The organism is Brevundimonas pishanensis, assembly GCF_022750635.1.
Taxonomy (GTDB): domain Bacteria; phylum Pseudomonadota; class Alphaproteobacteria; order Caulobacterales; family Caulobacteraceae; genus Brevundimonas; species Brevundimonas pishanensis.
On the sequence record NZ_JAJKBG010000004.1, the window covers coordinates 125368 to 151616 of the forward strand.

A 26249-nucleotide genomic window follows, 5' to 3' on the forward strand; every position below is an offset into this window, starting at 1 on the left:
GGGGGCCGATCAGGCCCCCTTTTTTAGTGCGCTAATGCCGGTCTTTCGGACGCAAGCGCCGAGAGCACGGCGGCCACATCCCCTCCAGTCGGTTGCTGCGCCAGTCGCAAACCGAACTCGTGCATGATGGCCAGCAGGTGATCGAAAATGTCCGACTGGATCGCCTCATATTCCGCCCACACCACCGTGTTGGTGAAGCAGTAGATCTCGAGCGGCAGGCCCGTCTCCGTCGGCTGCATCTGGCGAACCAGTTGCGTCATGCCGTGGTTCAGGCGCGGATGGCTGCGCAGGTAATGCTCAACATAGGCGCGGAACGTCCCAAGATTGGTCGCCCTGCGGGTGTTGATGGGGTCGCGTCCGTTCTCCACCAGTTGGGCGTTCCAGCGGTCCAGTTCTTCGGACTTGGAAGTCAGATAGTCGTCGATCAGCATGATGCGGCGCATATGGCTGCGCTCTTCGTCGCTGAGGAAGCGCACGCTGTTCTGGTCGATCAGAAGCGAACGCTTGATGCGACGCCCGCCGCTTTCCTGCATGCCGCGCCAGTTCTTGTAGGACTCGTTGATCAGCCTCCACGTCGGGATGGTGGTAATCGTCTTGTCCCAGTTCTGGACCTTTACGGTGTGCAGGGCGATGTCGATGACGTCACCGTCAGCGTTCAACTGGGGCATCTCGATCCAGTCCCCTACCCGCAGCATGTCATTGGAGTTCAACTGAACCGATGCGACCAGCGACAGGATCGTATCCTTGAAGACCAACATCAGCACTGCGGCCAACGCACCGAGGCCTGACAGCAGCAAGAGCGGCGAACGATCAATCAGGGTCGCAATCACAAGGATCGATCCGATCGCATAGAAGACCAGCTTCACGACCTGCAGATAGCCCTTGATGCTGCGGCGATGCGCACGCTCACTGCGGTTGTAGATGGCATTGGCCATGTCGAGCGCACTGCCGATAGCCAGCACGACAGCAACGATGGTGAAGGCCCCCGCAACATTCTGAATGACGGTTGCTGCGGCGGGCGACAGGTGCGGCACCGAACCGATGCCAAACTGGACAACCAGCGATGGCACGACACGCGCCAGATTACGAACGACAGGACGCAGCAGTCCTTCTAGATCTTCAGTCGCACGGCCTACGAGGCTGAGCAGCAGACGGGTCAGGCCTCGCCGAACGATGAAGTCGGCAACAAAGGCCAACAGAGCAAGAAGAAGAAGTCCCACCAGCATTTCTGCCGCAGGATAGTCGGTTAGTCGGGCGCGCAAGGCGTCGTATGACAGCATGCCCAAAGACTAAGGGCCGAGGTCCATCAATTGAACCCCGGCCCCTTGTCGCATTAGTCGAAACTAGATCAGGAGAGCGCCTGATCCAGATCGGCAATCAGGTCCTCGATGTTCTCGACACCCACCGACAGGCGGATCAGGTTGTCGGTCACCCCGCTGGCCTCGCGCACATCCTTGGGGATGCTGGCGTGGGTCATGATGGCCGGATGGTTCACGAGGCTTTCCACACCGCCAAGGGACTCGGCCAGCGTGAACACCTGCACACGTTCCAGAACGCGCTTGGTGCGCTCCAGATCGCCATCGATCACCACCGAGACCATGCCGCCAAAGCCGCCGGTCATCTGGCTCTTGGCCAGTGCGTGCTGCGGGTGGCTTTCCAGACCCGGATAGATGACCTGCTTCACGCCTTCGCGGGTTTCCAGCCACTGGGCCAGCTTCATGGCGTTTTCGCAGTGCGCCTTCATGCGAAGCGCCAGCGTTTTGAGGCCACGGTTCACGAGGAAGGCATCGAACGGGCCCATGACGCCGCCGATGGAGTTCTGCAGGAACTTCAGCTCTGCGGCCATTTCCGGCGTCTTGGCGATCAGGACACCGCCGACCACGTCTGAGTGGCCGTTCAGATATTTGGTCGCCGAGTGCATAACGATGTCCGCGCCCAGCGACAGCGGCTGCTGGCAGTATGGCGAGGCAAAGGTGTTGTCGACCACGAGGATCAGGTTGTGTGCCTTGGCGATCTTCGACAAAGCGGCAATGTCGGCCAGCTTCATCATCGGATTGGTCGGCGTTTCGACCCACAGCATCTTGGTCTTTGCGGTGATAGCCGCCGAGACCGCCGCCAGATCGCTCAGATCGATATAGCTGAAGTCCAGACCCATCGAGCGACGACGCACGCGCTCGAACAGACGCCATGAACCGCCGTAAAGGTCATCGCCCGTGACGATGTGCGAACCGGCATCCAGTAGCTCCAGCGCCGTCGAGGTCGCGGCCATACCCGAGCCGAAGCCGAACGCCTGAACCCCGCCTTCGAGGTCTGCGATGCAGGCCTCGAAGGCCATGCGGGTCGGGTTCTTGCCGCGTGCGTATTCAAAGCCCTTGTTCACGCCGGGGCTTTCCTGCGCAAAGGTCGAGGTGGCGTAGATCGGCGTCATAACCGCGCCAGTCGTCGGGTCGGGCTCTTGGCCTGCGTGGATAGCGCGGGTCGAGAAGCCTTGTTGGTTTTTCTTATCAGACATGGACTTAGCGGTTCAGGCTGAGGTGGTTGATAAGGTCGGCGCGGGTGATCAGACCCACGAACTTGTCGCCGTCCTGCACAATGGCCACGCGGTCACGGTCGAACAGCGGGATTAGGGCGTCGAGGTCTTCGGTCACCTGAACCGTGTCCAGATCGCGGGTCATGGCGGTGGACACCGTCTTGGCGAAACGCTCCTTGCGGGTGATTTCGTCGGTGTTCATCAGGTGCACGATGTCGCTCTCGTCGACGATGCCAATCAGGCGGCCATCCTGAATGACCGGAAGCTGCGACACGTCGCTGCCGCGCATACGCTTGAAGGCGGTGTCGATGGTGTCTTCCGGACCAACCACGACCACATCACCCTTTTCATATTTGCGGGTGATCAGGTCGGACAGGTTGCCCTTGATCTCGCGCTCGGTCAGGCCTTGGTCGGCCAGCCAGGTGTCGTTGTAGACCTTGGACAGGTATTTCGCGCCGGTGTCACAGACGAAGGTGACGATGGTCTTCGGCTCGGTCTGCTCCTTGCACCAGCGCAGAGCCGCGGCAATCAGGCAGCCCGACGACGAGCCAGCCAGCACGCCTTCCTTCAGCAGAAGCTCGCGCGCCGTGGCGATCGATTCCGCATCGGGGATGGAATAAGCTTTGTCGATAAGTTCGATATCAGCGGTGTCCGGCACAAAGTTTTGCCCGATGCCTTCGACGGTATAGGAGCCGTCAGGGCCCGGTTTGCCTTCGTTGACGATTCCCGCCAGCGCCGAACCGACAGGGTCAGCCAACAGAATTTCTGCCTTGGATCCCTGTGACTTTAGATATCGTGCGATACCGGTGATGGTACCGCCCGAACCGATGCCCGCGACGAAGGCGTCGATATCGCCGCCCGTCTGTTCCCAGATCTCCGGACCGGTCGATTTGAAGTGGGCTTCGGAGTTCGCGTCGTTGGCGAATTGGTTTACGTAATAGGCACCCGGAATCTGCTGTGCCAGACGCTCTGCCATGTCGGTGTAATATTCCGGATGGCCGTGCGGAACGTCCGAACGGGTCAGGCGTACGTCGGCCCCCATCGCGCGCAGATGCTGGATTTTTTCCTTCGACATCTTGTCCGGAATGACCAGCAAGACCTTGTAACCCTTTTGTTTTCCGACCAGCGTCAGTGCCAGACCGGTGTTGCCGGCGGTGGCTTCGACAATGGTGCCGCCCGGTTGCAGCAGGCCCGAGTTTTCAGCAGCCTCGATCATCGACAGCGCGATACGGTCCTTGATCGAACCGCCGGGGTTCTGGCTCTCCAGCTTGATCAGAAGACGGCACAGGCCCGTGTCCATCTTGGTCACCTGAACCATCGGCGTTTTGCCGATCAGGTCCAGCAGCGTGTTTGCCGGACGGGAAAGGACTGGCGTGTCGGTCAACGACATAGGCTTTGCTCCACTTAGCGCGTTTAAAGTCGAGGCTGAGCCGTGCAGGCTTCATGGTCAACTTGTGCAAGTTTTCACCTTTTCGGCCAAAAGCGCGTTATTGAGGGCGTAATGGCTAAAAATCCCAAGCGCCCCGTAGCGGGCCTCCCCGATAAAGACACTCTCCTCGCCTTCCTTCGTGAAGCCGGAGAGGCCGAAAAGTCCGATATTGCACGCGCCTTCGGCCTGAAGGGCGCGGAGCGGCGTATGCTGCGAGAAATGCTGCGCGAACTGGAAGCCGAGGGCAAACTCGGCAAACGTGGCCGCAAGGGCTTTGCCGAGGCAGGCACCCTGCCCCCCGTGGGCGTGGCCGATGTGGTGGCCCGCACCGACGACGGCGAACTGGTCGTGCAACTGGTCAAGGGCGATGCCGACGCGCCTCAGGCTATTCTGGCCACGGACAAAGACCGTCGCGGTTCCGCCCCCGGTCTGGGCGACCGCCTGTTGGTCAAGTTCGAGCGCGTGGACGACAACGAGTGGGTCGCCCGCTTCATCAAGAAGCTGGACGCCGACGGCCTCAAGATTCTCGGCGTGATCCGCAAGGGTCATCGCGAGGTGCGCATTATCCCCGTCGACAAGCGCGACAAGGATGTCCTGACCGTCGCCCCTGCTCAGGCCGAAGGCTTGAAGGACGGCGATCTGGTGCTGGCCACGTCCCAGCGCGGCGAAGGTCGTTATGGCCCCAAGCGCGGTAAGATTTTGGAAGTGATCGGTCGCGAGGATGATCCCCGCGCTGCCTCCATCATCGCCATCCACCAGAACAATATCCCGATCGGCTTCTCCGAAGCGGTCGAGGCCGAGGCGAACGATCAGGAACTGCCGACCCTCAAGGGCCGCGAAGATCTGCGTCACATCCCCTTCGTCACCATCGACCCGCAGGACGCGCGCGACCACGACGACGCCGTCTATGCCGAGCGCGACACGGACGAAAAGAACCCTGACGGCTGGGTCGTCTGGGTCGCCATCGCCGACGTCGCCGCTTACGTTCGCCCGAACACGGCGCTGGACCGCGAGGCCCGCGCCAAAGGCAACTCGACCTACTTCCCTGACCGCGTAGAGCCCATGCTCCCGGAAGTGCTGTCGAACGGTCTTTGCAGCCTGAAGGAAGGCGAGAACCGCGCCACCATGGCGGTGCGGATGGTGTTCGACAAATCCGGCACCAAGATCGGTCACAAATTCACGCGTGGCCTGATGCGCTCGCACGCCAAGCTCTCGTATGAGCAGGCACAGGCCGCCATCGACGGCCAGCAGGACGACACCACCGGCCCCATCATGGATACCATCCTGTATCCGCTGTGGAACGCCTATGCCTGCATGCTCAAGGGCCGCGAGCGTCGTGCTCCGCTGGCCATCGAAAGCCTTGAGCGCCGCGTGAAGATGTCGCCCAATGGCGGCATTGAAGCCATTCTTCCGCGCAAGTCGCTGGAAGCGCACCGTCTGATCGAAGAGATGATGGTGCAGGCCAACGTCTGCGCCGCCCAGACCCTTGAGAAGGCCCGCACGCCCCTGATCTACCGCGTCCACGAGACGCCCAGTCAGGAGAAGATCTTCAATCTGGCGGACTTCCTGCACACCATCGGCAAGAACTGGTCCAAGGGCGAGGCCCCCACCACCAAGCGATTCAACAAGCTGCTGGGCGAGATCAAGGACACCGAGCACGCGGAAGTGGTCAACGAAGTGGTCCTGCGTACCCAGATGCAGGCCTTCTATAGCACCGAGAACCTCGGCCACTTTGGTCTGAACCTCGACCGCTATGGCCACTTCACCTCACCGATCCGCCGCTATGCCGACCTTATGGTGCACCGTGGCCTGATCCGGGCGCTGAACCTCGGCAACGATGGCTTGACGGATCGCGAAGTGGCCGAGCTATCGGGCGTTGCCGAGCACATCACCGACACCGAGCGCCGCTCGATGGCGGCAGAACGTTCGGCCATGGACCGCTATATCGCCGCCTTCCTGCAGGACCATGTGGGCGCGACCTTCAATGGCCGCATCACGGGCGTGACGCGCTTTGGTCTGTTTGTCCGTCTGGACGAAACGGGCGCGGACGGTCTGGTGCCGGTGTCTTCGCTGGGCGACGAATATTTTGTCCATGACGACCGCAGCCACGCCCTTGTCGGCGAACGTTCGGGCAAGCGTTTCCCGCTGGGCATGAATGTTCAGGTGCTGCTCGTCGAGGCCACTCCGGTGACGGGTGGTCTGGTTCTGCAGATGCTGTCCGAAGCCGCGCCGCGTGATCCGAATGCGGCCCAGCCGCGTCTGGGTATGCGCGGTCGTAACGACAACCGCCCCGGCCATCGCGGCAAAGGGGCTGGCGGCAAAGGCCCTGGTGGCGGTCGCTCGCGCAATGGAAACAAGCCCAACGGCGGCCTGAAGGGCGTCCGCAAGGGCAAGCGTAAGTGATCGAACCGTTCGACGCGAAACAGGATCTGGCCGATGCGCCGCGCGTCGGGGGCCAACAGCGCCCCCGCGATGCGGCGACCCTGATCCTTACCCGCGGCGACAAACACCTCGAAGTCCTGATGGGCCGCCGCGCCGACAGCCATGTGTTCATGGCCTCGAAATGGGTCTTCCCCGGTGGCCGTATCGACCCGTCCGACTTCAGGGCTGGCTATACGGGCGATCTGAACACCGACACCGCGCGACGTCTGGAAATGGAAATGCCCGCCAGACGGGCCCGCGCATTGGCCCTGACGGCCATCCGCGAGACGTTCGAGGAGACAGGCCTGATCCTTGGCCTGAGGGCTCCTGTGGCCTCTGTGGTCGGCCCATGGCGCGAATACCGTCAGGCGGGCGCTCTGCCCGACCTGTCGTGCCTGACCTATATCGCCCGCGCCATTACCCCGCCCGGCCGTACGCGCCGCTTTGACGCCCGCTTCTTTACCGCGCCCATCGAGGCGCTGCGCGATCCGGACGACATCGTCGGCTCTGGAGAGCTGGACGAAATCGCATGGCTGCCAATCAAAGAGGCCATGGCGCAGGACCTACCCTCCATCACCCGCTTCGTTCTGGGCGAGGCACTGGAGCGGATGGAGTATCCCGACCGCCCCCTGCCCTTCGTGCGAATGCTGCACGGCCAGCACCGCATCGAACGCCGCGGCTAAAGACATCAAAAAAGCCGCCAGATCATCTCTGGCGGCTTTTCTCTTGTCGGGCCTGACCTATTCGACGACCGGCTTGGTCAGGTCGAACTCCACGCGGAAGTGGCGGCCCGTCGGGCGTCGCAGTTCATAGACATAGGTCTGGGTCGGGTGGACTTCGACGGCCCAGATGTTGGTGTTCGAGGCCGAGGAGTTGTTTGCAGTGAACAGGTCGATTGATTCCTGATCCACCGGAAACTCCTGACGCTTGGGCGAACCGTCCTGAGTCGTCTCGCCCCCGTACCAGTGCAGAGTGTGGGTGGTGCCGTCCGGATCGCGGTGATCGTGCTTCAGGCGCATGCCGTTTTCGGTGCGCGTGATAAACCACGTGCGCGAATGGTCGTCGCCCACCCAGAACGGGATGCGAATCTCGTTCGCTTCGCAGTCGCGCACATGCATCAGCAGGCGTTTTCCGGCGAAATCACCGTCTGTCGGGCCCGGATTAATGACCTTTCCCTCGAATCTCTGACCGCAGAGCGTCGCCAGATTCGCGAAAAACTGGTCCTGGGAACTAGCGCCCTGCGTATCAGCGGTCGCCGATCCGGCGGCTAATATGCTGAAAACAGCGGTAGAAATGGCGATTAGGGGTGCAATTCGGTTCGATTCCATGGCATTGAGCCTACCGAACCGGATGTGATGCTCAACGTGGCATTCCGCCCGTTGACTTTGGCGCGTGTGCGAGTATGTTCCGCGCCTTCCATTTCAAGCGGCTTTCGCCGTCGCAGAGGTTTATTCCGATGGCCAAACCGGCTTCGATCAAGATCCGTCTGAACTCCACCGCAGACACCGGCTTCTTCTACGTCACCAAGAAGAACGCTCGTACCATGACCGAGAAAATGGTCGTGAAGAAGTACGATCCGGTCGTGCGCAAGCACGTCGAGTTCAAAGAAGGCAAGATCAAGTAAGTCACTGCCCTGCGTGATGCAGGGCGGCTCTTACAGCCTATAGAAAACGCCCGACTGTTCTGCAGTCGGGCGTTTTTGCATGTCCGGTTCCGCTCACAGAAGCAGCAGGAGCCTTAGGCCGCGCGGATAACCACCTGATCGCGGCCCAGCGACTTGGCTTCGTACACGCCCTGATCCGCACGTTTCAGCAGGGTATCGGGCGTATCACCCGGTACAGACGCGGCCACGCCGACCGAGACTGTCACCGCCAGCCCCTCGCCCATCCCCTTGGCACGGAAGGGCTCGCGACTGACATCCAGCCGGATACGCTCTGCGATACGCTGGGCATCCTCCAACGAGGTGCCGGGCATGATGACGACAAACTCTTCACCGCCCAGGCGGCAGGGCAGATCAACCGCGCGAACATTCGTCGCCAGCCGCACAGCGAACTCGCGCAGGACCTCGTCGCCCGCATCGTGGCCAAAGCTGTCGTTGATCGACTTGAAGTGGTCCAGATCCAGAATCAGCGCCGCAATCGTATCGCCGCCATGGTTGGCGCGCGCGACCATGGATTGGAGCTGGCTGGTCATATAGCGACGGTTATGCAGGCCCGTGAGCACATCCGTGACCGCAGCCTCGAGATTCCGCTCCAGTCGCTCGCGCAGGAAGTCGGTGTAGCGTTTGCGTTTGACCTGAGTAACCGTGCGAACCGCCAGTTCATCGGGATCGACCGGCAGGGCCACGATATCGTTCGCCCCCAGTTCCAGCGCCTTAACCAGACGCGGGCGGTCGTCCATGTCGACGATGGTCAGAATGGGCAGGCTGCGGGTCACCTCGCGCGCCCTTAAGTGCGCCAGCAGCCGTAGCCCATCAAATCCCTTGGTTGCAGCGTTGATGATCATCAGATCCACGCCGCACATTGAGGTAGCGAGTTCGCGATTATCCGCGGTCACGCGCACAGGCCGGTGGTGCTTGGCCAACTGGTGCAGCAGGCGCTCGGCTTGCTCGTCATTATCATCCACCAGCAGAATCCGTCCGCCGGTGCCGCGCAGTCGCTCGACGCTCGAATCGGCAATGCCGATGCGGCGCACACTCTCCTCGCGCTCGCGTAGTTCGTCGATCACAATCTTCAGGCGTGTCAGGCTGCGGACCCGCGCCATCAGAATCACGTCGTCCAGAGGCTTGCTCAGGAAATCGTCGGCCCCTGCCTCGAGCCCGCGCATGCGGTCCTCACGACCATCCAGCGCCGTCACCAGAACCACCGGGATATGGCGCGTGGCCGGATCGTCCTTGAGTTTGCGGCAGGTTTCAAAGCCATCCATGGACGGCATCATCACATCCAGCAGGATGAGGTCAGGCTGTTCGATCCGTGCAATCTCGAGCGCAGAGGCGCCATCCCGACAGGTCAGGACGTCGTAATATTCGATGGTCAGCTTGGCTTCGAGCAAACGGACGTTCGTGTCGACATCGTCGACAACCAAAATCCGCGCACTCATGCTTTAGCCTTCCAGATGCTGCCGAACAGTATCGAGGAAGGTTGTGACCGAGATGGGTTTGGAGATGTAAGCCTCACAGCCGCCCTGCCTGATGCGCTCTTCGTCGCCCTTCATAGCAAAGGCAGTGACTGCAATTACAGGGATATTACTAAGTTCTTCGTCCTCTTTGATCCATTTTGTCACTTCCAGTCCCGAAATCTCGGGCAACTGGATGTCCATGAGGATCAAATCCGGCATATGGGCGCGCGCAAGTTGCAGCGCTTGCATCCCCTCGCGGGTTTGCAGCGTTTCGTAGCCCTGAGATTCGAGCAGATCATGAAAAAGCTTCATGTTCAGCTCGTTATCCTCGACGATGAGGACTTTCTTCGACATCCAAACACCTTGGCGCTTCAATGAAAGCCCGCCGCAAATCGGCTATAAGGGCCCCTCTTTATCGACCTTGCCCCGCTCAGTCTTAAGCTGACGTGAAGGCGGAACTTTCCGGAGACGAAAACTGGCCATCCAGTCCCTTTGCCGCGACTGCCTCTGGACGGGCGAGGTGCAACAGCGCCGCTGTCCGTTGTGCGCATCGCCGCGCATGATGAATCATGCGGAACTGGGCCAGCTGACGATGGCGCATCTGGATTGCGACGCCTTCTATGCCTCGGTCGAAAAGCGCGATCGGCCCGAGCTGCGCGACAAGCCCGTCATCATTGGCGGCGGAAAACGCGGGGTGGTGTCCACCGCCTGCTACGTCGCCCGCCTGTATGGGGTCGGCAGCGCCATGCCGATGTTCAAGGCGCTGAAAGCTTGTCCCGAAGCGGTCGTCATCAAACCGGACTTCGCAAAATACCAACACGAGAGCGCCCGCATCTTCGGTGCTGTCGGCCAGCTGACGCCGTTGGTGCAGACCCTGTCGCTGGACGAAGCGTGGATCGACCTGTCGGGCACCGAGCGCCTGAACGGCGGCTGTGCGGCATGGCAGTTGGCCCGTCTGCAAAAGTGGATCGAGGAAGAGGTGGGCCTGACAGTTTCCATCGGCCTCGCCCCTAACCGCTTCCTCGCCAAGATCGCGTCCGAACTGGATAAGCCGCGCGGCTTTTCGGTCATCGGCAAGACCGAGGCTAAGGCCCTGCTGGCTCCGCGTCCGGTGAAAATCCTCCCCGGTGTCGGCCCTGTTTTCAGCCAGCAACTTCGCTCTGATGGCTTTGCTACGGTCGGTGATCTTGCCAACGCCGACGTAAAAGACCTGATCCGCCGCTATGGCGAAAGCGGTCTGCGCCTACATGAACTCAGCCACGCCCGCGACAGCCGCCCCGTGAACCCCGATCATGACCGCAGGGGTATGAGCGCCGAGACCACCTTTAACGAAGACTTTTCGGACCGTGAGGCACTGGAGGCCGAGCTTTGGCCGTTATGCGAGAAGCTGGCCAGCAAGGCCCGCCGCGACGGCGTATCCAGCCGCGTGATCGTGCTAAAACTGCGCCGGACCGACTTCAAGATCGTTACCCGCCGGATCACCCTGCCCGATCCGGTACAGACGGCGCGGGCGTTGTTCAATGCGGGTCGCGACCTGCTGAGGCCTGAGCTGGGCATCCCCTATCGGCTGATCGGCATCGGTATGGCCGATGTGGTCGACGCCCACGACGCGCCTGCCGGACTGTTTCAGACCGAAGAGACCCGCGCCCTCAAAACCGAAACCGCCATCGACGCGTTAAGGGCCAAGTTCGGCTCCAACGCCGTGGTGGCAGGCCGCGCCCTCAAGAAACCCTGATCGATTTCGATCAACTCGGGTGACGCAGGGGCAGACACGGACAGTGCCCCGCGCTACATCCTGCCGAACCCCCATTTATGGAGATTGATATGAGCATCGAAGCCCGCCTTACCGAACTCGGCATCACCCTGCCGGAGCCCGCCAAGCCGGTCGCCTCCTATGTCTCCTATGTCCGCTCGGGCAACACCCTGACCATCTCGGGCCAACTGTCGAACGATGCCAGCGGCGGCATCAAGGGCACCGTCGGTGTCGACGTGACGCCGGAAGACGCTCAGAAGGCCGCCCGCTTGTGCGGTCTGAACCTGATCGCCCAGATCAAGGCGGCTCTGGATGGCGATCTGGACCGCGTGGTTCGCATCGTCAAACTGGGCGGCTTCGTTCAGGCTGGTCCGGACTTTGAAGCTATTCCGGGCGTGATCAACGGCACCTCGGACCTGATGGTCGAAGTGTTCGGCGATGCCGGCAAACACGCCCGCTCGGCTGTCGGCGTGTACAAGCTGCCGCTCGGCTTCGCCGTTGAAGTGGACGCCATCGTCGAGGTGAAGTGAGCCTGAAGCTTCAGGTTCACGGCGGGGTCGCCAGTATCGGACGCGAGGCTTGGGATAGTCTCGCGGCTCCGACCGGCGACCCGTTCGTCACCTATGATTTTCTGAACGCCTGCGAGGCGTCTGGCAGTGCCGCCCCCGAACAGGGATGGGCACCCCGCCACCTGACCTTGCACGATCAGGAAGACCGTCTGATCGGAGCCATGCCGCTGTATCTCAAGGGGCATAGTCAGGGCGAATACGTCTTCGACCATGCTTGGGCCGACGCCTATCAGCGAGCCGGCGGTCGCTACTATCCCAAACTGCTCAGCGCCATTCCCTTCACCCCTGCCACAGGCCCGCGTCTGTTGGTGGCACAAGGTGCCGATCCCGACACCGTCCGCGAGGGACTGGTTCAGGGAGCCGTCATGGCTTGCGAGCAGATGGGGCTGTCGTCGCTGCACGTGAACTTCCCCACCGAGGCCGAATGGGACTTCATGGGCCAGCACAAGCTGATGCAGCGTCAGGACATCCAATACATCTGGCGCAATCAGGAATGGGCGACGTTCGACGACTTCCTGTCCGCCCTGTCGGCCAACCGCCGCAAGACCATCCGGCGCGAACGGCGGGAGGCGCAGGAGGGCCTGGATATCAGCATCCTGACGGGCACGGACATTACCGAACCCCACTGGGACGCCTTCTTCGCCTTCTACATGGACACCGGCGACCGCAAATGGGGCCGCCCCTATCTAACGCGGGACTTCTTCACGCGCGTCGGGCGTACCATGGCCGACAAGATCGCATTGGTGATGGCCTTTGATGGCGATACGCCCGTCGCAGGCGCGCTGAACTTCATCGGACGCGATGCTCTATATGGTCGCCAGTGGGGCACACTGATCGACAAGCCGTTCCTGCATTTCGAGCTGTGCTACTATCAGGCCATTGATTTTGCATTGAAACACGGCCTGTCACGCGTCGAGGCGGGCGCGCAGGGAGACCACAAGATCGCGCGGGGCTACCTGCCCTCGCCTGTCTTTTCGGCGCATTATATTTCCGATCCGGCTCTGGCCGATCCTGTGGCGCACTACCTCAAACAGGAAGGTCCAGCCATCGAAGCCGAGCGCATTGCGATGACCGCGGATTTATCGCCGTTCAAACGCGCCGATTAATCGCGAACAATGGTCGCAGAGGCGGAACCCAGAGCCTTAACAAACGCTTTCTTCGGTGACTCCATTCTCCCCCCGAAGAGGACATAAAACATGACCGACCAACGCATCGAAGGCACCTTTGACGAAGTCGAAGGCAAGGTGAAAAGCGGCATTGGCAACCTGACCGGCGACACCAAGCTGAAGGTTGAAGGCGCAGCCAAAGAAGCATCCGGCCGTGCCAAAGCCGCCTATGGCCGCGTGATCGACGGTCTGGACGGTCTGGCAGACAGGGCCCCGGCCGACCTGCGCGAACCGGCCAAGAAAGGCATCGAGTTCGCCCGCAACAAGCCGCTGCTCACCACCGGCATTCTGGCCGGTGCCGCGATCCTGCTCAGCGGCTTGGGCCGCCGTCGCTAAGACCGCAGACACCCAATGAAAAAGGCCCGCCTCCATCGGAGGCGGGCCTTCTTTTATGGATCAGAGAACGACCCTTAGGCCGTCTCTTCTTCCTCTTCCTTCGGGGCGCTGCCGCCGCCAGCGGTGATGTCGAAGACGATCTTGCCGTCCTTCAACTGCACCTTGACGTGGCCGCCACGGCTGAGGTCGCCGAACAGGATGTCATTGGCCAGCGGCTTCTTGATGCTCTCTTGAATAACGCGGCCCAGAGGGCGTGCGCCGTACAGTTCGTCGAAGCCGTTCTTGGCCAGCCAGTCGGCGGCGTCGTCCGTCAGTTCGATGGTAATGTTGCGGTCTGCAAGCTGGGCTTCCAGCTGCATAACGAACTTGTTCACCACCGAGCGGATCGTCTCGGCACCCAGCGGCTTGAAGGCCACGATGGCGTCCAGACGGTTGCGGAACTCCGGCGTAAACAGGCGCTGGATGGCCTTTTCGTCCTCGCCCTCGACTTTGGCACGACCGAAGCCGATGGCGTTGCGGGCATTGTCCGCCGCGCCAGCGTTGGTGGTCATGATCAGGATGACATTGCGGAAGTCGACCTTCTTGCCCACCGCATCCGTCAGCGTGCCATTGTCCATGACCTGCAGCAGGATGTTGTAGACGTCCGGGTGCGCCTTCTCGATTTCATCGAGCAGCACGACCGAGTGCGGGTGTTGATCGACAGCGTCGGTCAGCAGACCGCCCTGGTCGTGGCCGACATAGCCCGGAGGCGCGCCGATCAGACGGCTGACCGTATGGCGCTCCATATATTCGGACATGTCGAAGCGCTGCATCTCGATACCGAGCGTGGCTGCGAGTTGCTTGGCGACTTCGGTCTTGCCGACGCCGGTCGGGCCGCTGAACAGGAAGGAACCGATCGGCTTGTTCGGATCGCGCAAACCTGCACGTGCCAGCTTCATCGCCGCCGACACCTGGTCGATAGCGTCTTCCTGGCCATAGACCACGCGCTTAAGATCGGCTTCCAGCTCGCGCAGAGCTTCGGTGTCGGACTTGGACACCGACTTGGGCGGGATGCGCGCCATCTTGGCGATGACGGTCTCGATCTCCTTGGTGCCAAGGGTCTTCTTGCGCCTGGATTCCGGCAGCAGCATCTGCGATGCACCGGCTTCGTCGATCACGTCGATCGCCTTGTCCGGCAGCTTGCGGTCAGTGATGTAGCGGGCCGACAGGTCCACCGCCGCACGGATGGCCGCATCGGTGAAGCGCAGCTTGTGGTGCTCTTCGTAGGTCGATTTCAGACCCTTGAGGATTTTCACCGTGTCTTCGAGGGTCGGCTCGTTGACGTCGATCTTTTGGAAACGACGGACCAGAGCGCGGTCTTTTTCGAAGTGCTGGCGATATTCCTTATAGGTCGTCGAACCCATGCAGCGCAGGGTGCCCGAAGCCAGCGCAGGCTTGAGCAGGTTGGATGCATCCATAGCACCGCCACTGGTGGCACCCGCGCCGATCACGGTGTGGATCTCGTCGATGAACAGGATGGCGTTCTCGTGGGTCTCGAGTTCCTTGACCACCTGTTTCAGGCGCTCCTCGAAATCCCCGCGATAGCGCGTACCCGCCAGCAGCGAGCCCATGTCGAGCGAGAATATGGTCGCGCCTTTCAGCACGTCCGGCACTTCATCGGCCTCGATCTTGCGGGCCAGACCTTCGGCGATGGCAGTCTTGCCAACGCCCGGGTCACCGACCAGCAGCGGGTTGTTCTTGGTACGACGGCACAGGATCTGGATCGAACGATCCACCTCGGCCTGACGACCGATCAGCGGGTCGATCCGGCCTTCGCGGGCCTTTTCGTTCAGGTTGACGCAATAGGCTTCGAGCGCCTCGCCGCCCTGTTTGACGACGGCACCGTCCTCGGTTTCTTCGAGGCTGGCACCACGGGCCGGACGGCTCTCGCTGGAGCCCGGCTTCTTGCCGATGCCGTGGGCGATATAGTTGACCGCATCATAGCGGGTCATGTCCTGCTGTTGCAGGAAGTAGGCCGCGTGGCTTTCACGCTCGGAGAAGATGGCCACGAGCACATTGGCACCGGTCACTTCTTCGCGGCCAGAAGACTGGACATGGATGACCGCGCGCTGGATCACGCGCTGGAAGCCCGCGGTGGGCTTGGCATCATCACCATCGGCGGTGGCCAGTGCGGCCAGATCGTTGTCGACATAGTGCGACAGCGAACCGCGAAGGGTGGTGAGGTCGACGTTGCACGCCTCCATGACGGCGGCAGCGTCGCTGTCGTCGATCAGGGCCCAGAGCAGATGCTCAAGCGTGGCATATTCATGCCGGCGCTGGTTGGCATACGTCACTGCGCGGTGAAGCGTCTCTTCGAGAGGACGGGAAAATGACGGCATGAAGGGCTCCTCTCAGTCCTTTTCCATGGTGCATTGCAACGGGTGTTGATGACGACGCGCGGTCTCGGTCACCTGGGCGACCTTGGTTTCGGCCACCTCGTATGTGTAGACCCCGCACACCCCGACCCCGAACTGATGGACGTGCATCATGATCCGGGTCGCGTCTTCACGGCTCTTTTGGAAGAACCGCTCGAGCACGTAGACGACGAATTCCATCGGCGTGTAGTCGTCGTTCAGGATCAGCACTCGATAGAGCGAGGGCCGCTGAACTTTCGGCTTTGTCTCGGTGACGACGGCAGCTCCGGCACCATTTCCGGCACCCTGCCCCTGTTCACCTGACCGCTTGATTGGCATTCGAAGTCCGTCTGTTTAGTCGTTGCTACTCAAAGATAGGTGATGATGCCCTGATTTGAAGGATCGTCCAGTCAACGAGTATGTGAGCGGGCATCATTTGGCTTACTGCTCTGCTTAATCCGCCAGACTGGCAAACGTTGCGCAAAGAAAAAGCCCCGACGCTTCCGCACCGGGGCTTTCAGTTTTGTCACTCGCTATGGGAGGTTAGCGAGCGGACTGGAAACCTTCGACAACGGCGCTGACGCGCGAGTTGATCGGCTGGAAGCTGTCCTTGACCGAAGCGGTCAGGGTTTCGGTCGTCTTGTTCAGGTGGGCCAGATAGGCCTCTGCCGACGACTTGGCCCATGCGGTTTGCAGCTCGAGCAATTCCTGGATCGAGCGAGCCTGCGTCAGCGACTGCGCGGCTTGCACATTATCTTCCCAGGTCTTCTTGCTGTAGGCGAGAACCTGTTGCGACAGGGCTTCGGCACCCTTTTGGGCAGCCGAGGCGCTCTCGACGACCGCTTCGAGGTTCTTCTTGCCGTGGCTGTTCAGCTCGGTCAGCGAGGTCAGTGAACGGTCAACGCCGTCCTTGAAAGCCTTCGCGCCAGCATTCTGAACAGCTTCGGCCTGAGCCTTTGCGTGGGCAGCGGTCTGTTCAACGGTTTTTTTCACGGTCTCGGTCGCGTCGGTCATGGGATAGTCTCCAAGGGCGATGTGTAGGGGCACAAAGCACGGGAACGCCCGCGCTAGAGAACAACGATCTCTATCTCGCACTTGCGAAATCAAAAATCAACAGTTTTTGTGCGACGCAACATTCCTCTGGACGTTGCATCCGGTATCAGCCGATAAACAGCAGTCGACCGAGGGCAATAACCAAGCCGTGATACGATGCGCGCGGTTGTGTAGCGCCAGATTGCCCACGCGGGCCTAGTCATAGAATCAACGTCCCGGCGGGGTTTGCTACAATCAAAGATTGACGCGATATTAACTGTGTCGAAACTCCTACCCCGCATTGTGTAACCTTGTCCGGCGCGTCGCCCCCAATCCGGCGCACCACAGTGAAGAGGCTTAGTCGCTGCTGATGAACCCCGCTATTCTCCGCAAGCCACTCCTGCTCAGCGCCCTTCTGGTCGGTAGCTCCCTGATCCCCACGGTCGGGCAAACGCCCCCGGTCGCACAGTCCAACGACAGCAAATATGCGTCGGTCGTGATCGACGCCGCCTCGGGCGAAGTCCTGTTCTCGCGCTTTGCCGACGAGCGTCGCTATCCGGCGTCCATCACCAAGGTCATGACCCTGTACCTCGTGTTCGAGGCGCTGGAAGAGGGTCGCGTCAAACTGACCGACCAGCTGACCGTTTCCCCGCGCGCTGCGGCCCAGCCGCCGTCGAAACTGGGTCTGGCTGCGGGTCAGACCATCAGCCTTGACGACGCGATGCGCGCCACTGCTGTTCGCAGCGCCAACGACATGGCTGTCGTTCTGGCCGAAACGATCGGCGGATCTGAATCCGAGTTTACCGCCCGTATGACCGCCAAGGCGCGCGAGCTGGGTATGCACAACACCCGCTTCACCACCGCCAACGGCCTGCCCGACACCCGTCAGGCCACCACAGCCAATGATCTGGGCATCCTGAGCCGCGCCGTGATGCGCGACTATCCGCAGTACTACCGCTACCTCGGTATCAAGGACTGGTATTACAACGGCCGCGACTATCGGAACACCAACGGCCTGCTGGCCATGGGCAACGGCTATGACGGCATCAAAACCGGCTTCACCAATGCCTCGGGTTATAACCTGTCGGCTTCGGCAGTTCGCAACAACAAGCGCCTGATCACTATCGTGATGGGTGGTCGCTCGACCGCAAGCCGCAACGCCCACGTTGCCGAGTTGATGGACACCGGCTTCGACCTGACCCAGCGCCGTGACCGCGGCGAGCGCATCGCATCGACCCAAGGCTTCTTCGAGCAACGCGGCTATGGCATCTCCGCCGCACCGGTCGCCTATGCCTCTGCAACGACGCAGGCGGAAGGCCGCCCCTATACCGTCGAAGACAACGATGTCGCCCTGGTCTCGGCTCTGGCACCTCGCGCCGAAGCTCCGCGCCAAGTGACCCCTGCCCCGTCGGCGACCCGTACCGCAAGCCGCAACACGACCCGCGAAGCCGCCCCTCAAGGCCGCTGGGCCGTTCAGGTTGGAGCCTTCCGCGAAGAACAGGTTGCCCGCGACTGGCTGAACAACGTCAACCGCCGCTTCCGTTCGGAAATCGGCAGCGCGCGTCAGGACGTCCAGACCGCCAATGGTTGGTACCGTTCGCGCTTCACCGGCATGACGGAAGACAAGGCAAAGTCCGCCTGCGAAGCGCTGGCCGCTCGCCGCGTCACCTGCATGGTCGTACAGCCGGGTTGATCCCCGGCTGTCACTTTTCCGCTTACGCCAGGAAAGTCACCCGTCCAGGGGCAGTTTGTGCAATCGCGCAGAGGTCCTCGGTCGGACGCAGGATCATGCCATGCAGCGTCAACTGGGCACCGGCTGACAGTTCGCTAGCGATTTTGATCAGATCTTCGGTCGGGCGCACATCTGCGTGCAGCACCAGGCTGCCGCCCGCCCGCGCGATAGCGCAAAGATCATCGATAGAACGTTTCTTCATCGGTCTTCCTCGCTATGTTGTCGAATCCGTATGAAGCACCGCGCACCCGCACGCAATACGAACCTTTGCCAGTAGGCTTATTGCGTCGCCTCTGGCGTTATCGGACTTTGTTCTGTTAACTAAGTCTTGGATATCGGGAGAAATTCATGAGCCTGCACGGCACATACGACAGCGAGAATGTGTTTGCGAAAATCCTTCGCGGCCAGATCCCCAGCGTGCCCGTATGGGAAGACGATCATGTGCTGGTGTTTATGGACGCCTTCCCCCAGTCGGAAGGCCATACGCTGGTCATTTCCAAAGCGTCCACGGCCCGTAATATCCTCGAGGTAGAGGCCGACACATTGGCGACTCTCACGGCCGCTGTTCAACGCACTGCGCGCGCCATTGATAAGGCGCTGGCTCCGGACGGTATGGTGGTGACCCAGTTCAATGGTGCCCCCGCCGGTCAGACGGTCTTCCATCTGCACTTCCACATCATCCCGCGGTGGGAAGCCAAGACAATGGCCGGTCACGGTCAGGGCATGGCCGATCCCGAGCAGCTCAAAGCCACGGCCGAGCGTATCCGCGCTGTCTTGGTCTGATAGCAAACGCCCGCCCTATTGCGTCCGAGAGATTCTCTCAGCATAAGGCAGGCCGCGCCGGCGTAGCACAGCGGTAGTGCAGCGGTTTTGTAAACCGAAGGTCGGGGGTTCGATCCCCTCCGCCGGCACCAGCATTCCACGGGGAGACCAGCCTTGCAGGGCAGGTTTCCCCGTTTTGCTATGAGCGCCCCTTCGTCCGACATAGTGCCCTTTGATATGGGCGCGAATTAAATATAACTTCGATACCCAAGGTTGTGACACGCTACGCATCCGCGTTATGCGCCGAGGGACAAAAGATGGGTGCAGGACGGATCTATATCGCAGCCTATATGCCTGCGATCGATTTGACGGGGACGCCCGTCGGCTTCTCAGAACTCTATTTCTACAAGGATGGTACCCGCGAGCCGGAACCCGTCTTTCAGTCTCCGTCGCTGGATGATCCGCATCCCCAACCGATTGAGGCCGACGCGAACGGGCATTTCCCGCCGGTGTTTGCCGACAGAAGCAAGGTGTTTTGCGCGGTCGTCACGTCTCCTACTGGCGATGTCATCAACCACTTCAAACAGCGCGACCACATCCATCCGGGGCCGCTTTATCCCGGCGATCTTTACGGCGCTGCGCCCGCTCTGCCCTTTAAAGGTACTGTTCCCGCCAATGATCTTGTTGCGTTTCTGGGCGACAGCATCACCGGGTCCGGCATCGAGAACTATCTCGAAAGTATCCGCGACAGCGCCCGGGGTATGGGGTTCTGGGTGCCTACGCTCACGCGGCAGGCATTCCGGACCCATCAGAACCTGAACTTCGGTGTCGCGGGCGACCCCACCGCCAGCATCGCGGCCCGCGTGGACTATGTCCTGCAAAGTGGCGCGGGCACCTGTGTAGTGTTGGCGGGCACCAATGACATCGGCATGTCGCTGGACGCGGCCAAGGACAATCTGGCGACCATCTTCAAACGCCTGACCGACGCCAACATCCTGACCATCGCCGTTCCGATCCTGCCCCGCTCAATTGACGCCGAGATCGGGCGCAAATGGCGACACGCACTCAATCACTGGCTGCATCAACAGGCCGGTGTCTTCCCGAACTTCAGGGTCATCGACGCCGATCCGGCGTTTGGTGATCCGTTGGCGCCGGACGGAAGGCCCGCGCCCTATTGCACCTATGACGGCGTCCATCCGATGAGTTTGGGCAGCTACTACATATCCCGACCTGTCGCGCAGTATCTGTCGACGCTGCGCCCTGCCCGTCCCCTCCAGACCGACTGCATCCATGACGTTTTCGAGGCTGGTCTGAACGAGACCGGATGCCTCAATCAGAACCCGCTGATGATTGGCAACGGCGGACAGGTGTTTGAAGGCTTTGCGCAAGGCTCTGAAGTTGCCAACAAATGGCACATAGCCCGCAGCGAAGGCGGCGGCGACGTCTCAAAGCTGGAGATGTCGGCCAGCAAGATCATATATCCGCGCACCGGACTTCCCGCCCAACGCCTCGCGTGGAAGGGTGATGTGATCGGCGGGTGGCAAACCCATCTGGGACTAACCGATTACGACATTGCCTATCAGCACCATCTACAACCCGGCGACGAAATCGAGTTCATTGTCGATCTGGACGCGCACGGTCCACTGGATGGCGTTGCCTGTATCGCAGCAATCCTCACCGCTCATGATGACGGGCACGACCGCTCGGTCATGGCGGGCTCAAGCAGTGTCGGTGATATGTTGAAGGGCGTGGGTTACAGCGGTGTCCTGCGCACGCCCGCATTGGCGCTCGGCCCGAACTTTCGTGCCGGTTCTACTGTACGCTGCGACATCTGGGTTTATTTCCACAACGCCCCCGGCCATGGCCTCGATGCCTGCATCGACATCATCAGCGCCTCGGTTCGCAAAGTCGTAGCTTAAGGCTGGCCAAGGGCCACTTGCGCCTCATCGCCCGTTGGCGCATGTGCGCGCTATGCCCTTCATTACCTTCATACAACCCGACGGCACCGAACAGGTCGTGGACGCCGACAGCGGTGCCAGCCTCATGGCTTATGCGATCCGTGACGGCGTACCGGGGATCGAGGCCGAATGCGGCGGGGCCATGTCGTGCGCGACTTGCCACGTGCATGTCCTGCCCGAATGGCAGGCCATCGTCGGACCTGCGTCCGATCAGGAACAAGGCATGCTGGACTGGCGGGACGAGTTCGATCCCGCAGCATCACGCCTGTCGTGCCAGATCATCCTGACAGACGACATGGACGGCATGCGGGTAGCTGTCCCGCAGGTCTAGGCGGTTAGACCGCCGCGCTCTTGATGGGCGCGGCCTCGTCGGCGAGGACTGCTGGGTTGATGGCCATGGCTTTGCCGATAGCCTGTTTTCCGAACATGAAGGACTGGGCCGCATTTATGGCTTCAACGCAGACGATGCGGTCGCCCTTCAGGTGAAAAACGGCAAAGCTGTTGACGTCGGGATCTCCGCGAACCACCTGACTGTCGGCACCGAACGGCAGTCCTGCGATCTGTAGCTTGGCATCATACTGGTCCGACCAGAACCACGGCACTTCGTGCGCGGGTTGCGGACGCCCTGTAATGGCGCTGGCGACCTGCTTGGCCTGTTCCAGCGCATTGGGCACGCTTTCCAGCCGGAACATCACATCATCATAGTGCGGCAGCGGACGGCGTGTCACATCGCCCACCGCAAAGATGTTGGCGTCGCTGGTACGGGCATCCAGATCGACGACGATGCCGTCATTGCATTCCAGACCTGCGGCGCGCGCCAGATCGTCATTGGCAATCGCACCGATCCCCACAAGCACGGCTTCAGCGTCCAACACCGACCCGTCTCCCAGGGTCACCGTATGGGCGGACACGGCGGACACCTCCACACCGGTGCGGATTTCAACGCCTTCCTCGGAGTGGCGTCGGGTGAAGAAAGCGGACAACGTCGGGGACGCAACGCGCTGCAGAACGCGGTCCATGCGCTCCAGCACGATGGCCGATCCGCCCAGCGCCTTTGCCGAGGCCGCGGCTTCCAGACCGACATAGCCCCCTCCGATCACCACCAGACGCTTGCCCTGGCCCAAAGCCGCCTTCAGGCGCTCAGCGTCCACCGTGGTGCGCAGTTCCAGAAGCCCCTGGTCCGAGCCGCCCGTAACCGGCAGTTTGCGCGCGCGAGAGCCCGTCGCGATCACCAGATGGTCATAGCTTTCGGCAGCGCCGTCATCGAAGGTCACGGTGCGGGCAGCGCGATCAATCGACACGGCAGAAACGCCAAGACGCAAGTCGATCGCGTTCTCCGCGTAAAAGTCTTCCGAGCGCAGTTGCAGAGAGCTTTCGTCTGCCTCGCCCTTCAACCAGGCCTTGGACAGGGGTGGTCGCTGATAGGGGGCAACCTTCTCGGTCCCCGCCAGAACGATCTCACCGTCAAAGCCGTATTGTTTCAGGAAGCCCGCGACCGAACCGCCCGCATGACCTGCACCGATGATAACGACCTTGGCCATGTAAATTCCTGATAACCAGACGAAACCGAGGGGTGCCGAGGCACCCCGTTCGACCCTTAAGTGGCGGGGTCCGCCGTCAGGGTCAAGCAATGCCCTGCGACATGTGGCGCAGAAGCGCTGCGGCCACTTGTTGAAGGTCCTTCTATAGTTTACGGCCAAGCGCCGAAGGGCCGGATTTACGCGGGTCCTAGCCTGCCGGACAGCCATCAATGACTGCCAATAAGAACAAGCTGGGTCACACTATCGGCAATCGCGGTGCGCGCACCCGTCGCGCCCTGCTGGATGCCATGCGCGCCCTGTTGAACCAGCACCATTTGGGCGAAATACGTCCGGCAGATGTGGCGCAGATGGCCGATGTATCGGCTCCCACCTTCTACACCTATTTCAAGACCATCGAAGAAGCGGTCCTTGTCCTGTGCGAGGAAGCGGCCGAGGATTTTCAACGGCTGGCCGCCCATATCCATGCAGACTGGTCGGGCGAGCGCGGGTTCGAAGCCGTGCGCGCCTATGTACGCGAAGTGCTGGCCCTGTGGGACGAGCATGGGCCGGTTTTGCGGGTCGAGCACATGCTGGCCGACAAAGGCGAGCCAGCCTTTGCCGAAAGCCGCATCAAACGCCTTCGCCGACTGCACCTCGCGCTGGAGCGCCGCATTGCGCAGGCGCGCGCCAACGGCCTGCATCCGGTCGGGTTGAACCCGCGCCTGACCTCGTACGAGACCGCCAATCTGGTTGAGTCTGTTGCAGCCGGCTTCAAGCTCATGCGCCGCGCCGACACCGCCGAGGCTATTGTAGACACCACCGCCCATATCGTGCTGAAGCTAACAACCGGACGTTGATCTTTTTGGTCGATCAACCTGCATTGGTGTATCAATGATATCCAACAGCTCACAGAACCGGAGGATGTCATGATTGCCCTTCTTATGAGCCTGATGGTTCAGGCCGCCCAACCCGCCGCCGTCCCTGCCCAATCTCAGGTTCAAACGTCGGTCCAAAATCCAGCCCAGGCCACGCCCGCTGCGGCCAGTACGCCGAACGCCCCGCGCAACCGTCCGCGCCGCGAGGTCGCCGACCAGTGCCAGTTCCGCGCCCGCACCGGCTCAATCCGCCGCCAGAACATCTGCTCGACGTCGCGACAGGCCGATGCCCAACGCGCGGTGGCCAGCCGGTACCTCGAAGAAGTTCAGGTTCCACAGGCTGCACCCGATATTCCCGGAGGCGGCCCCCGCTAATCCGAGCATAAAAAAGCCCCGGGGATGACCCGGGGCTTTTGGTTTTCACAGGCTCTGAACGATCACCCGGCACCGAGCGCTACGGCGACGTGATAGGTGATGAAGGCCGCCAGATAGGCCAGTGCAAACAGATAGACCACGAAGATCGCCGTCCACTTCTTGGAGCCCGTCTCGCGCTGAACCACGCCGATGGTCGGCAGGCACTGGGGCGCAAAGATGTACCATGCAAGGAAGGACAGACCCGTCGCCAGCGACCAGTCGTTGGCCAGAATGGTGGCCAACGTGCCCACGTTGTCCTCGGCATTGGCCACCGAATAGACGGTGCCAAGCACGCCCACGGCAACTTCACGCGCCGCCATACCCGGAACCAGCGCCACTACCATCTGCCAGCCGAAACCGATTGGGGCGAAGATAGGCTCGAGGAATTTGCCGATCATGCCTGCGAATGAATAATCGATCGCCGGCTCGGTCGCGCCTTCCGGCGGATAGGGGAAGGTCGCAAGCGCCCACACGATAATCATCAGGGGCAGGATGATTTTACCTGCGCGCGCCATGAAGATCTTGGCACGCAGCCAAAGGTTCATCAGCACCGACTTCACATCGGGAATTTTGTAGGCTGGCAGTTCCATCATGAACGGCTCGACCATGCCGCGCCAGAACACGCGACGGATGACCAGCGATACCAGCAGCGCACTGACGATACCCGCAGCATAAAGGCCAAACATCACCAGACCTTGCAGGCTCGCCCAACCCCAGACCTTGGTGTCCGGAATGAAGGCGGCGATGATCAGCGTATAGACCGGAATACGGGCCGAGCAGGTCATCAGCGGCGCAATAAGGATCGTGGTCAGACGGTCGCGTTTCGCGTTGATAACGCGCGTCGACATGATACCCGGAATGGCGCAGGCAAAGCTGGACAGCAGCGGGATGAAGGCGCGGCCATGCAGCCCTGCCCCACCCATGATCTTGTCCATCAGGAAGGCGGCACGGGCCATATAGCCCAAATCTTCCAATACGATGATAAACAGGAAGATCAGCAGGATTTGCGGCAGGAACACCAACACACTGCCCACGCCGCCGATGAGGCCATCCACCAAGAGGCTGCGCAGCAACTCGTTCGGCACCGTCGCGCCGATCCATTCACCCAGCACGCCGAACGCGGCTTCGATGCCGTCCATCGCGGGTGTGGCCCACGTAAACACGGCCTGGAACATCACGAACAGAATGCCGAGCAGGATGGCCAGACCCGCCACCGGATGAAGCAGCACGCTGTCCAGCTTGCCGGTCATGGTGTCGGGGTGTTTCGGCGGCTTCACATAGGCCTTCATCATCCGCTCGGCCTCGCGGTGCGCGACGCGGATTTCAGCGGCCGACGGCTCGTGCCACTGGCTCTGGGTATCGGCCGCAGCGAGCTTTGCCTGGGCCTCGATGGCGGCAATCAGCTCCGGCAGACCGCGCTTGCGCGTGGCGACCGTAGTGACGACCGGAGCGCCCAATTCACGCGACAGGCCTTCGATGTCGATAGCGATGCCCTGACGCTGGGCGATGTCATACATGTTCAGGGCGACGACCATGGGGCGGCCGACCTGCTTCAGTTCCTGCGCAAGACGCAGGACAAGGCGCAGATTGGTGGAGTCGGCCACCAGAACCATCACGTCCTGTTCCGGCGTGTCCTTGCGCTGACCCAGAACGATGTCGCGGGTGACTTCTTCGTCCAGCGAGCGGGCACGCAGCGAATAGGTCCCCGGCAGATCGGTGACGGTCATCGCCTGACCGTCCGTGCCGATCACGCGACCTTCCTTGCGCTCGACCGTGACGCCGGCATAGTTGGCGACCTTTTGGTGGGAACCCGTAAGCGCGTTGAACAGCGCGGTCTTGCCGCTGTTCGGGTTGCCGATCAGGGCAAACCGAACGGCTCTGTTTTGGTCCGTCATACTCAGGCGGCCTCGATCTCGATTGTCAGATTGACCGCCTCGTGGCGACGCAGCGCGACGCGCATGTCATCGACCTTGATGGCGATGGGATCACGTCCGAAAAGGCCCTCGTGCAGAAGCTCGACGTGCGCGCCTTCAACCAGCCCCAGTTCCAGCAGGCGGCGTTCCAGCTCGATCTCGTGTTCCTGATGATGGCAGTGGGTGCCCACTTGCACGATGACGCCGCGGTCCCCACGCCGCGCCTCACTCAACCTGATGGTTTTGGACATTTTTCTCAGTTCTGGCAGCGCGAGGCGCTCACTCCGACGGTTTTGATAGTGATTATCACCTTCGACGGCGCAGCGTCC

The 26249-nt window shown here is 61.4% G+C and carries 26 protein-coding genes and 1 tRNA gene; 14 read left to right on the plus strand and 13 right to left on the minus strand.

Annotated features, from left to right (window positions below):
- Positions 1–23 precede the first annotated feature (23 nt).
- The 3 genes from LOX95_RS09260 to LOX95_RS09270 form a co-directional block, all read right to left on the minus strand.
- Positions 24–1280 carry a mechanosensitive ion channel family protein gene (locus LOX95_RS09260; RefSeq protein ID WP_242914205.1) on the minus strand — a complete coding sequence of 419 codons (1257 nt, stop codon included), beginning with the start codon at positions 1278–1280 and terminating at the stop codon, positions 24–26.
- 68 nt (positions 1281–1348) lie between these two features.
- On the minus strand, positions 1349–2512 hold the full coding sequence (locus LOX95_RS09265) for a cystathionine gamma-synthase (protein ID WP_242914206.1): 1164 nt from the start codon (positions 2510–2512) through the stop codon (positions 1349–1351).
- Positions 2513–2516: 4 nt separating this feature from the next.
- Positions 2517–3920, minus strand: a complete 1404-nt coding sequence (locus LOX95_RS09270; protein ID WP_242914207.1) for a pyridoxal-phosphate dependent enzyme — start codon at positions 3918–3920, stop codon at positions 2517–2519.
- A 111-nt stretch (positions 3921–4031) separates the two neighbouring features.
- Here LOX95_RS09270 and rnr point away from each other — a divergent pair, with 111 nt between their 5' ends.
- The gene (gene rnr / locus LOX95_RS09275; protein WP_242914208.1) at positions 4032–6362 is read left to right on the plus strand and encodes a ribonuclease R; all 2331 of its coding nucleotides are present in this window, start codon (positions 4032–4034) and stop codon (positions 6360–6362) included.
- Entirely contained in the window at positions 6359–7063 is a 705-nt protein-coding gene (locus tag LOX95_RS09280) for an NUDIX hydrolase (RefSeq protein WP_242914209.1), read from the plus strand. Before rnr ends, LOX95_RS09280 begins: the two co-directional genes overlap by 4 nt.
- Positions 7064–7120: 57 nt before the next feature.
- On the opposite strand, the gene LOX95_RS09285 is transcribed toward LOX95_RS09280, so the two are convergent.
- Positions 7121–7708, minus strand: coding sequence for a hypothetical protein (locus LOX95_RS09285; RefSeq protein WP_242914210.1), 588 nt, complete (start codon positions 7706–7708; stop codon positions 7121–7123).
- A 128-nt stretch (positions 7709–7836) separates the two neighbouring features.
- Here LOX95_RS09285 and rpmG point away from each other — a divergent pair, with 128 nt between their 5' ends.
- Positions 7837–8004 carry a 50S ribosomal protein L33 gene (rpmG, locus tag LOX95_RS09290; RefSeq protein ID WP_003164451.1) on the plus strand — a complete coding sequence of 56 codons (168 nt, stop codon included), beginning with the start codon at positions 7837–7839 and terminating at the stop codon, positions 8002–8004.
- 113 nt (positions 8005–8117) lie between these two features.
- On the opposite strand, the gene LOX95_RS09295 is transcribed toward rpmG, so the two are convergent.
- Complete coding sequence (locus LOX95_RS09295; protein ID WP_242914211.1) at positions 8118–9479, minus strand: PleD family two-component system response regulator; 1362 nt, start codon at positions 9477–9479, stop codon at positions 8118–8120.
- 3 nt (positions 9480–9482) lie between these two features.
- Complete coding sequence (locus LOX95_RS09300) at positions 9483–9851, minus strand: response regulator (protein WP_242914212.1); 369 nt, start codon at positions 9849–9851, stop codon at positions 9483–9485.
- Positions 9852–9972: 121 nt separating this feature from the next.
- On the opposite strand from LOX95_RS09300, the gene LOX95_RS09305 reads away from it, so the two are divergent.
- From LOX95_RS09305 to LOX95_RS09320, 4 genes are all read left to right on the plus strand, one after another.
- The gene (locus LOX95_RS09305; protein WP_242914394.1) at positions 9973–11232 is read left to right on the plus strand and encodes a DNA polymerase IV; all 1260 of its coding nucleotides are present in this window, start codon (positions 9973–9975) and stop codon (positions 11230–11232) included.
- Between the two features lie 89 nt (positions 11233–11321).
- Positions 11322–11780: a RidA family protein gene (locus tag LOX95_RS09310; protein ID WP_242914213.1), complete on the plus strand. Its 459-nt coding sequence runs from the start codon at positions 11322–11324 to the stop codon at positions 11778–11780.
- Complete coding sequence (locus LOX95_RS09315) at positions 11777–12925, plus strand: GNAT family N-acetyltransferase (protein WP_242914214.1); 1149 nt, start codon at positions 11777–11779, stop codon at positions 12923–12925. Before LOX95_RS09310 ends, LOX95_RS09315 begins: the two co-directional genes overlap by 4 nt.
- Before the next feature lie 90 nt (positions 12926–13015).
- Positions 13016–13321 carry a CsbD family protein gene (locus LOX95_RS09320; protein WP_242914215.1) on the plus strand — a complete coding sequence of 102 codons (306 nt, stop codon included), beginning with the start codon at positions 13016–13018 and terminating at the stop codon, positions 13319–13321.
- 74 nt (positions 13322–13395) lie between these two features.
- On the opposite strand, the gene clpA is transcribed toward LOX95_RS09320, so the two are convergent.
- The 3 genes from clpA to LOX95_RS09335 form a co-directional block, all read right to left on the minus strand.
- Positions 13396–15699: an ATP-dependent Clp protease ATP-binding subunit ClpA gene (gene clpA / locus LOX95_RS09325; RefSeq protein WP_242914216.1), complete on the minus strand. Its 2304-nt coding sequence runs from the start codon at positions 15697–15699 to the stop codon at positions 13396–13398.
- 12 nt (positions 15700–15711) lie between these two features.
- A complete protein-coding gene (clpS, locus tag LOX95_RS09330) occupies positions 15712–16053 on the minus strand; it encodes an ATP-dependent Clp protease adapter ClpS (protein WP_242914217.1) in 342 nt (113 codons plus the stop codon).
- 204 nt (positions 16054–16257) lie between these two features.
- Positions 16258–16728, minus strand: coding sequence for a phasin family protein (locus LOX95_RS09335; protein WP_242914218.1), 471 nt, complete (start codon positions 16726–16728; stop codon positions 16258–16260).
- Positions 16729–17116: 388 nt separating this feature from the next.
- Between LOX95_RS09335 and LOX95_RS09340 the strand changes: the two genes are divergently transcribed.
- A complete protein-coding gene (locus LOX95_RS09340) occupies positions 17117–18439 on the plus strand; it encodes a D-alanyl-D-alanine carboxypeptidase (RefSeq protein ID WP_242914219.1) in 1323 nt (440 codons plus the stop codon).
- A 22-nt stretch (positions 18440–18461) separates the two neighbouring features.
- Here LOX95_RS09340 and LOX95_RS09345 read toward each other — a convergent pair whose 3' ends face one another.
- Positions 18462–18680, minus strand: a complete 219-nt coding sequence (locus tag LOX95_RS09345; protein ID WP_242914220.1) for a hypothetical protein — start codon at positions 18678–18680, stop codon at positions 18462–18464.
- 146 nt (positions 18681–18826) lie between these two features.
- Between LOX95_RS09345 and LOX95_RS09350 the strand changes: the two genes are divergently transcribed.
- The 4 genes from LOX95_RS09350 (at position 18827) to LOX95_RS09365 (ending at position 21529) form a co-directional block, all read left to right on the plus strand.
- Complete coding sequence (locus LOX95_RS09350; RefSeq protein ID WP_242914221.1) at positions 18827–19261, plus strand: HIT family protein; 435 nt, start codon at positions 18827–18829, stop codon at positions 19259–19261.
- Positions 19262–19317: 56 nt separating this feature from the next.
- Positions 19318–19392, plus strand: a tRNA-Thr gene (locus LOX95_RS09355).
- 198 nt (positions 19393–19590) lie between these two features.
- Positions 19591–21159 (plus strand): SGNH/GDSL hydrolase family protein, encoded by a 1569-nt coding sequence (locus LOX95_RS09360; protein ID WP_242914222.1) that lies wholly within the window; start codon positions 19591–19593, stop codon positions 21157–21159.
- 52 nt (positions 21160–21211) lie between these two features.
- A complete protein-coding gene (locus LOX95_RS09365) occupies positions 21212–21529 on the plus strand; it encodes a 2Fe-2S iron-sulfur cluster-binding protein (RefSeq protein ID WP_242914223.1) in 318 nt (105 codons plus the stop codon).
- 4 nt (positions 21530–21533) lie between these two features.
- On the opposite strand, the gene LOX95_RS09370 is transcribed toward LOX95_RS09365, so the two are convergent.
- Complete coding sequence (locus LOX95_RS09370; protein WP_242914224.1) at positions 21534–22739, minus strand: NAD(P)/FAD-dependent oxidoreductase; 1206 nt, start codon at positions 22737–22739, stop codon at positions 21534–21536.
- Between the two features lie 209 nt (positions 22740–22948).
- Here LOX95_RS09370 and LOX95_RS09375 point away from each other — a divergent pair, with 209 nt between their 5' ends.
- Together LOX95_RS09375 and LOX95_RS09380 are read left to right on the plus strand one after the other, a co-directional pair.
- Positions 22949–23575, plus strand: coding sequence for a TetR/AcrR family transcriptional regulator (locus LOX95_RS09375; RefSeq protein ID WP_242914225.1), 627 nt, complete (start codon positions 22949–22951; stop codon positions 23573–23575).
- A gap of 69 nt (positions 23576–23644) precedes the next feature.
- The gene (locus LOX95_RS09380) at positions 23645–23968 is read left to right on the plus strand and encodes a hypothetical protein (RefSeq protein ID WP_242914226.1); all 324 of its coding nucleotides are present in this window, start codon (positions 23645–23647) and stop codon (positions 23966–23968) included.
- Between the two features lie 62 nt (positions 23969–24030).
- On the opposite strand, the gene feoB is transcribed toward LOX95_RS09380, so the two are convergent.
- Together feoB and LOX95_RS09390 are read right to left on the minus strand one after the other, a co-directional pair.
- Positions 24031–25902 (minus strand): ferrous iron transporter B, encoded by a 1872-nt coding sequence (gene feoB / locus LOX95_RS09385; protein ID WP_242914227.1) that lies wholly within the window; start codon positions 25900–25902, stop codon positions 24031–24033.
- Between the two features lie 2 nt (positions 25903–25904).
- Positions 25905–26171 carry a FeoA family protein gene (locus LOX95_RS09390; protein WP_242914228.1) on the minus strand — a complete coding sequence of 89 codons (267 nt, stop codon included), beginning with the start codon at positions 26169–26171 and terminating at the stop codon, positions 25905–25907.
- Between the last annotated feature and the right edge of the window lie 78 nt (positions 26172–26249).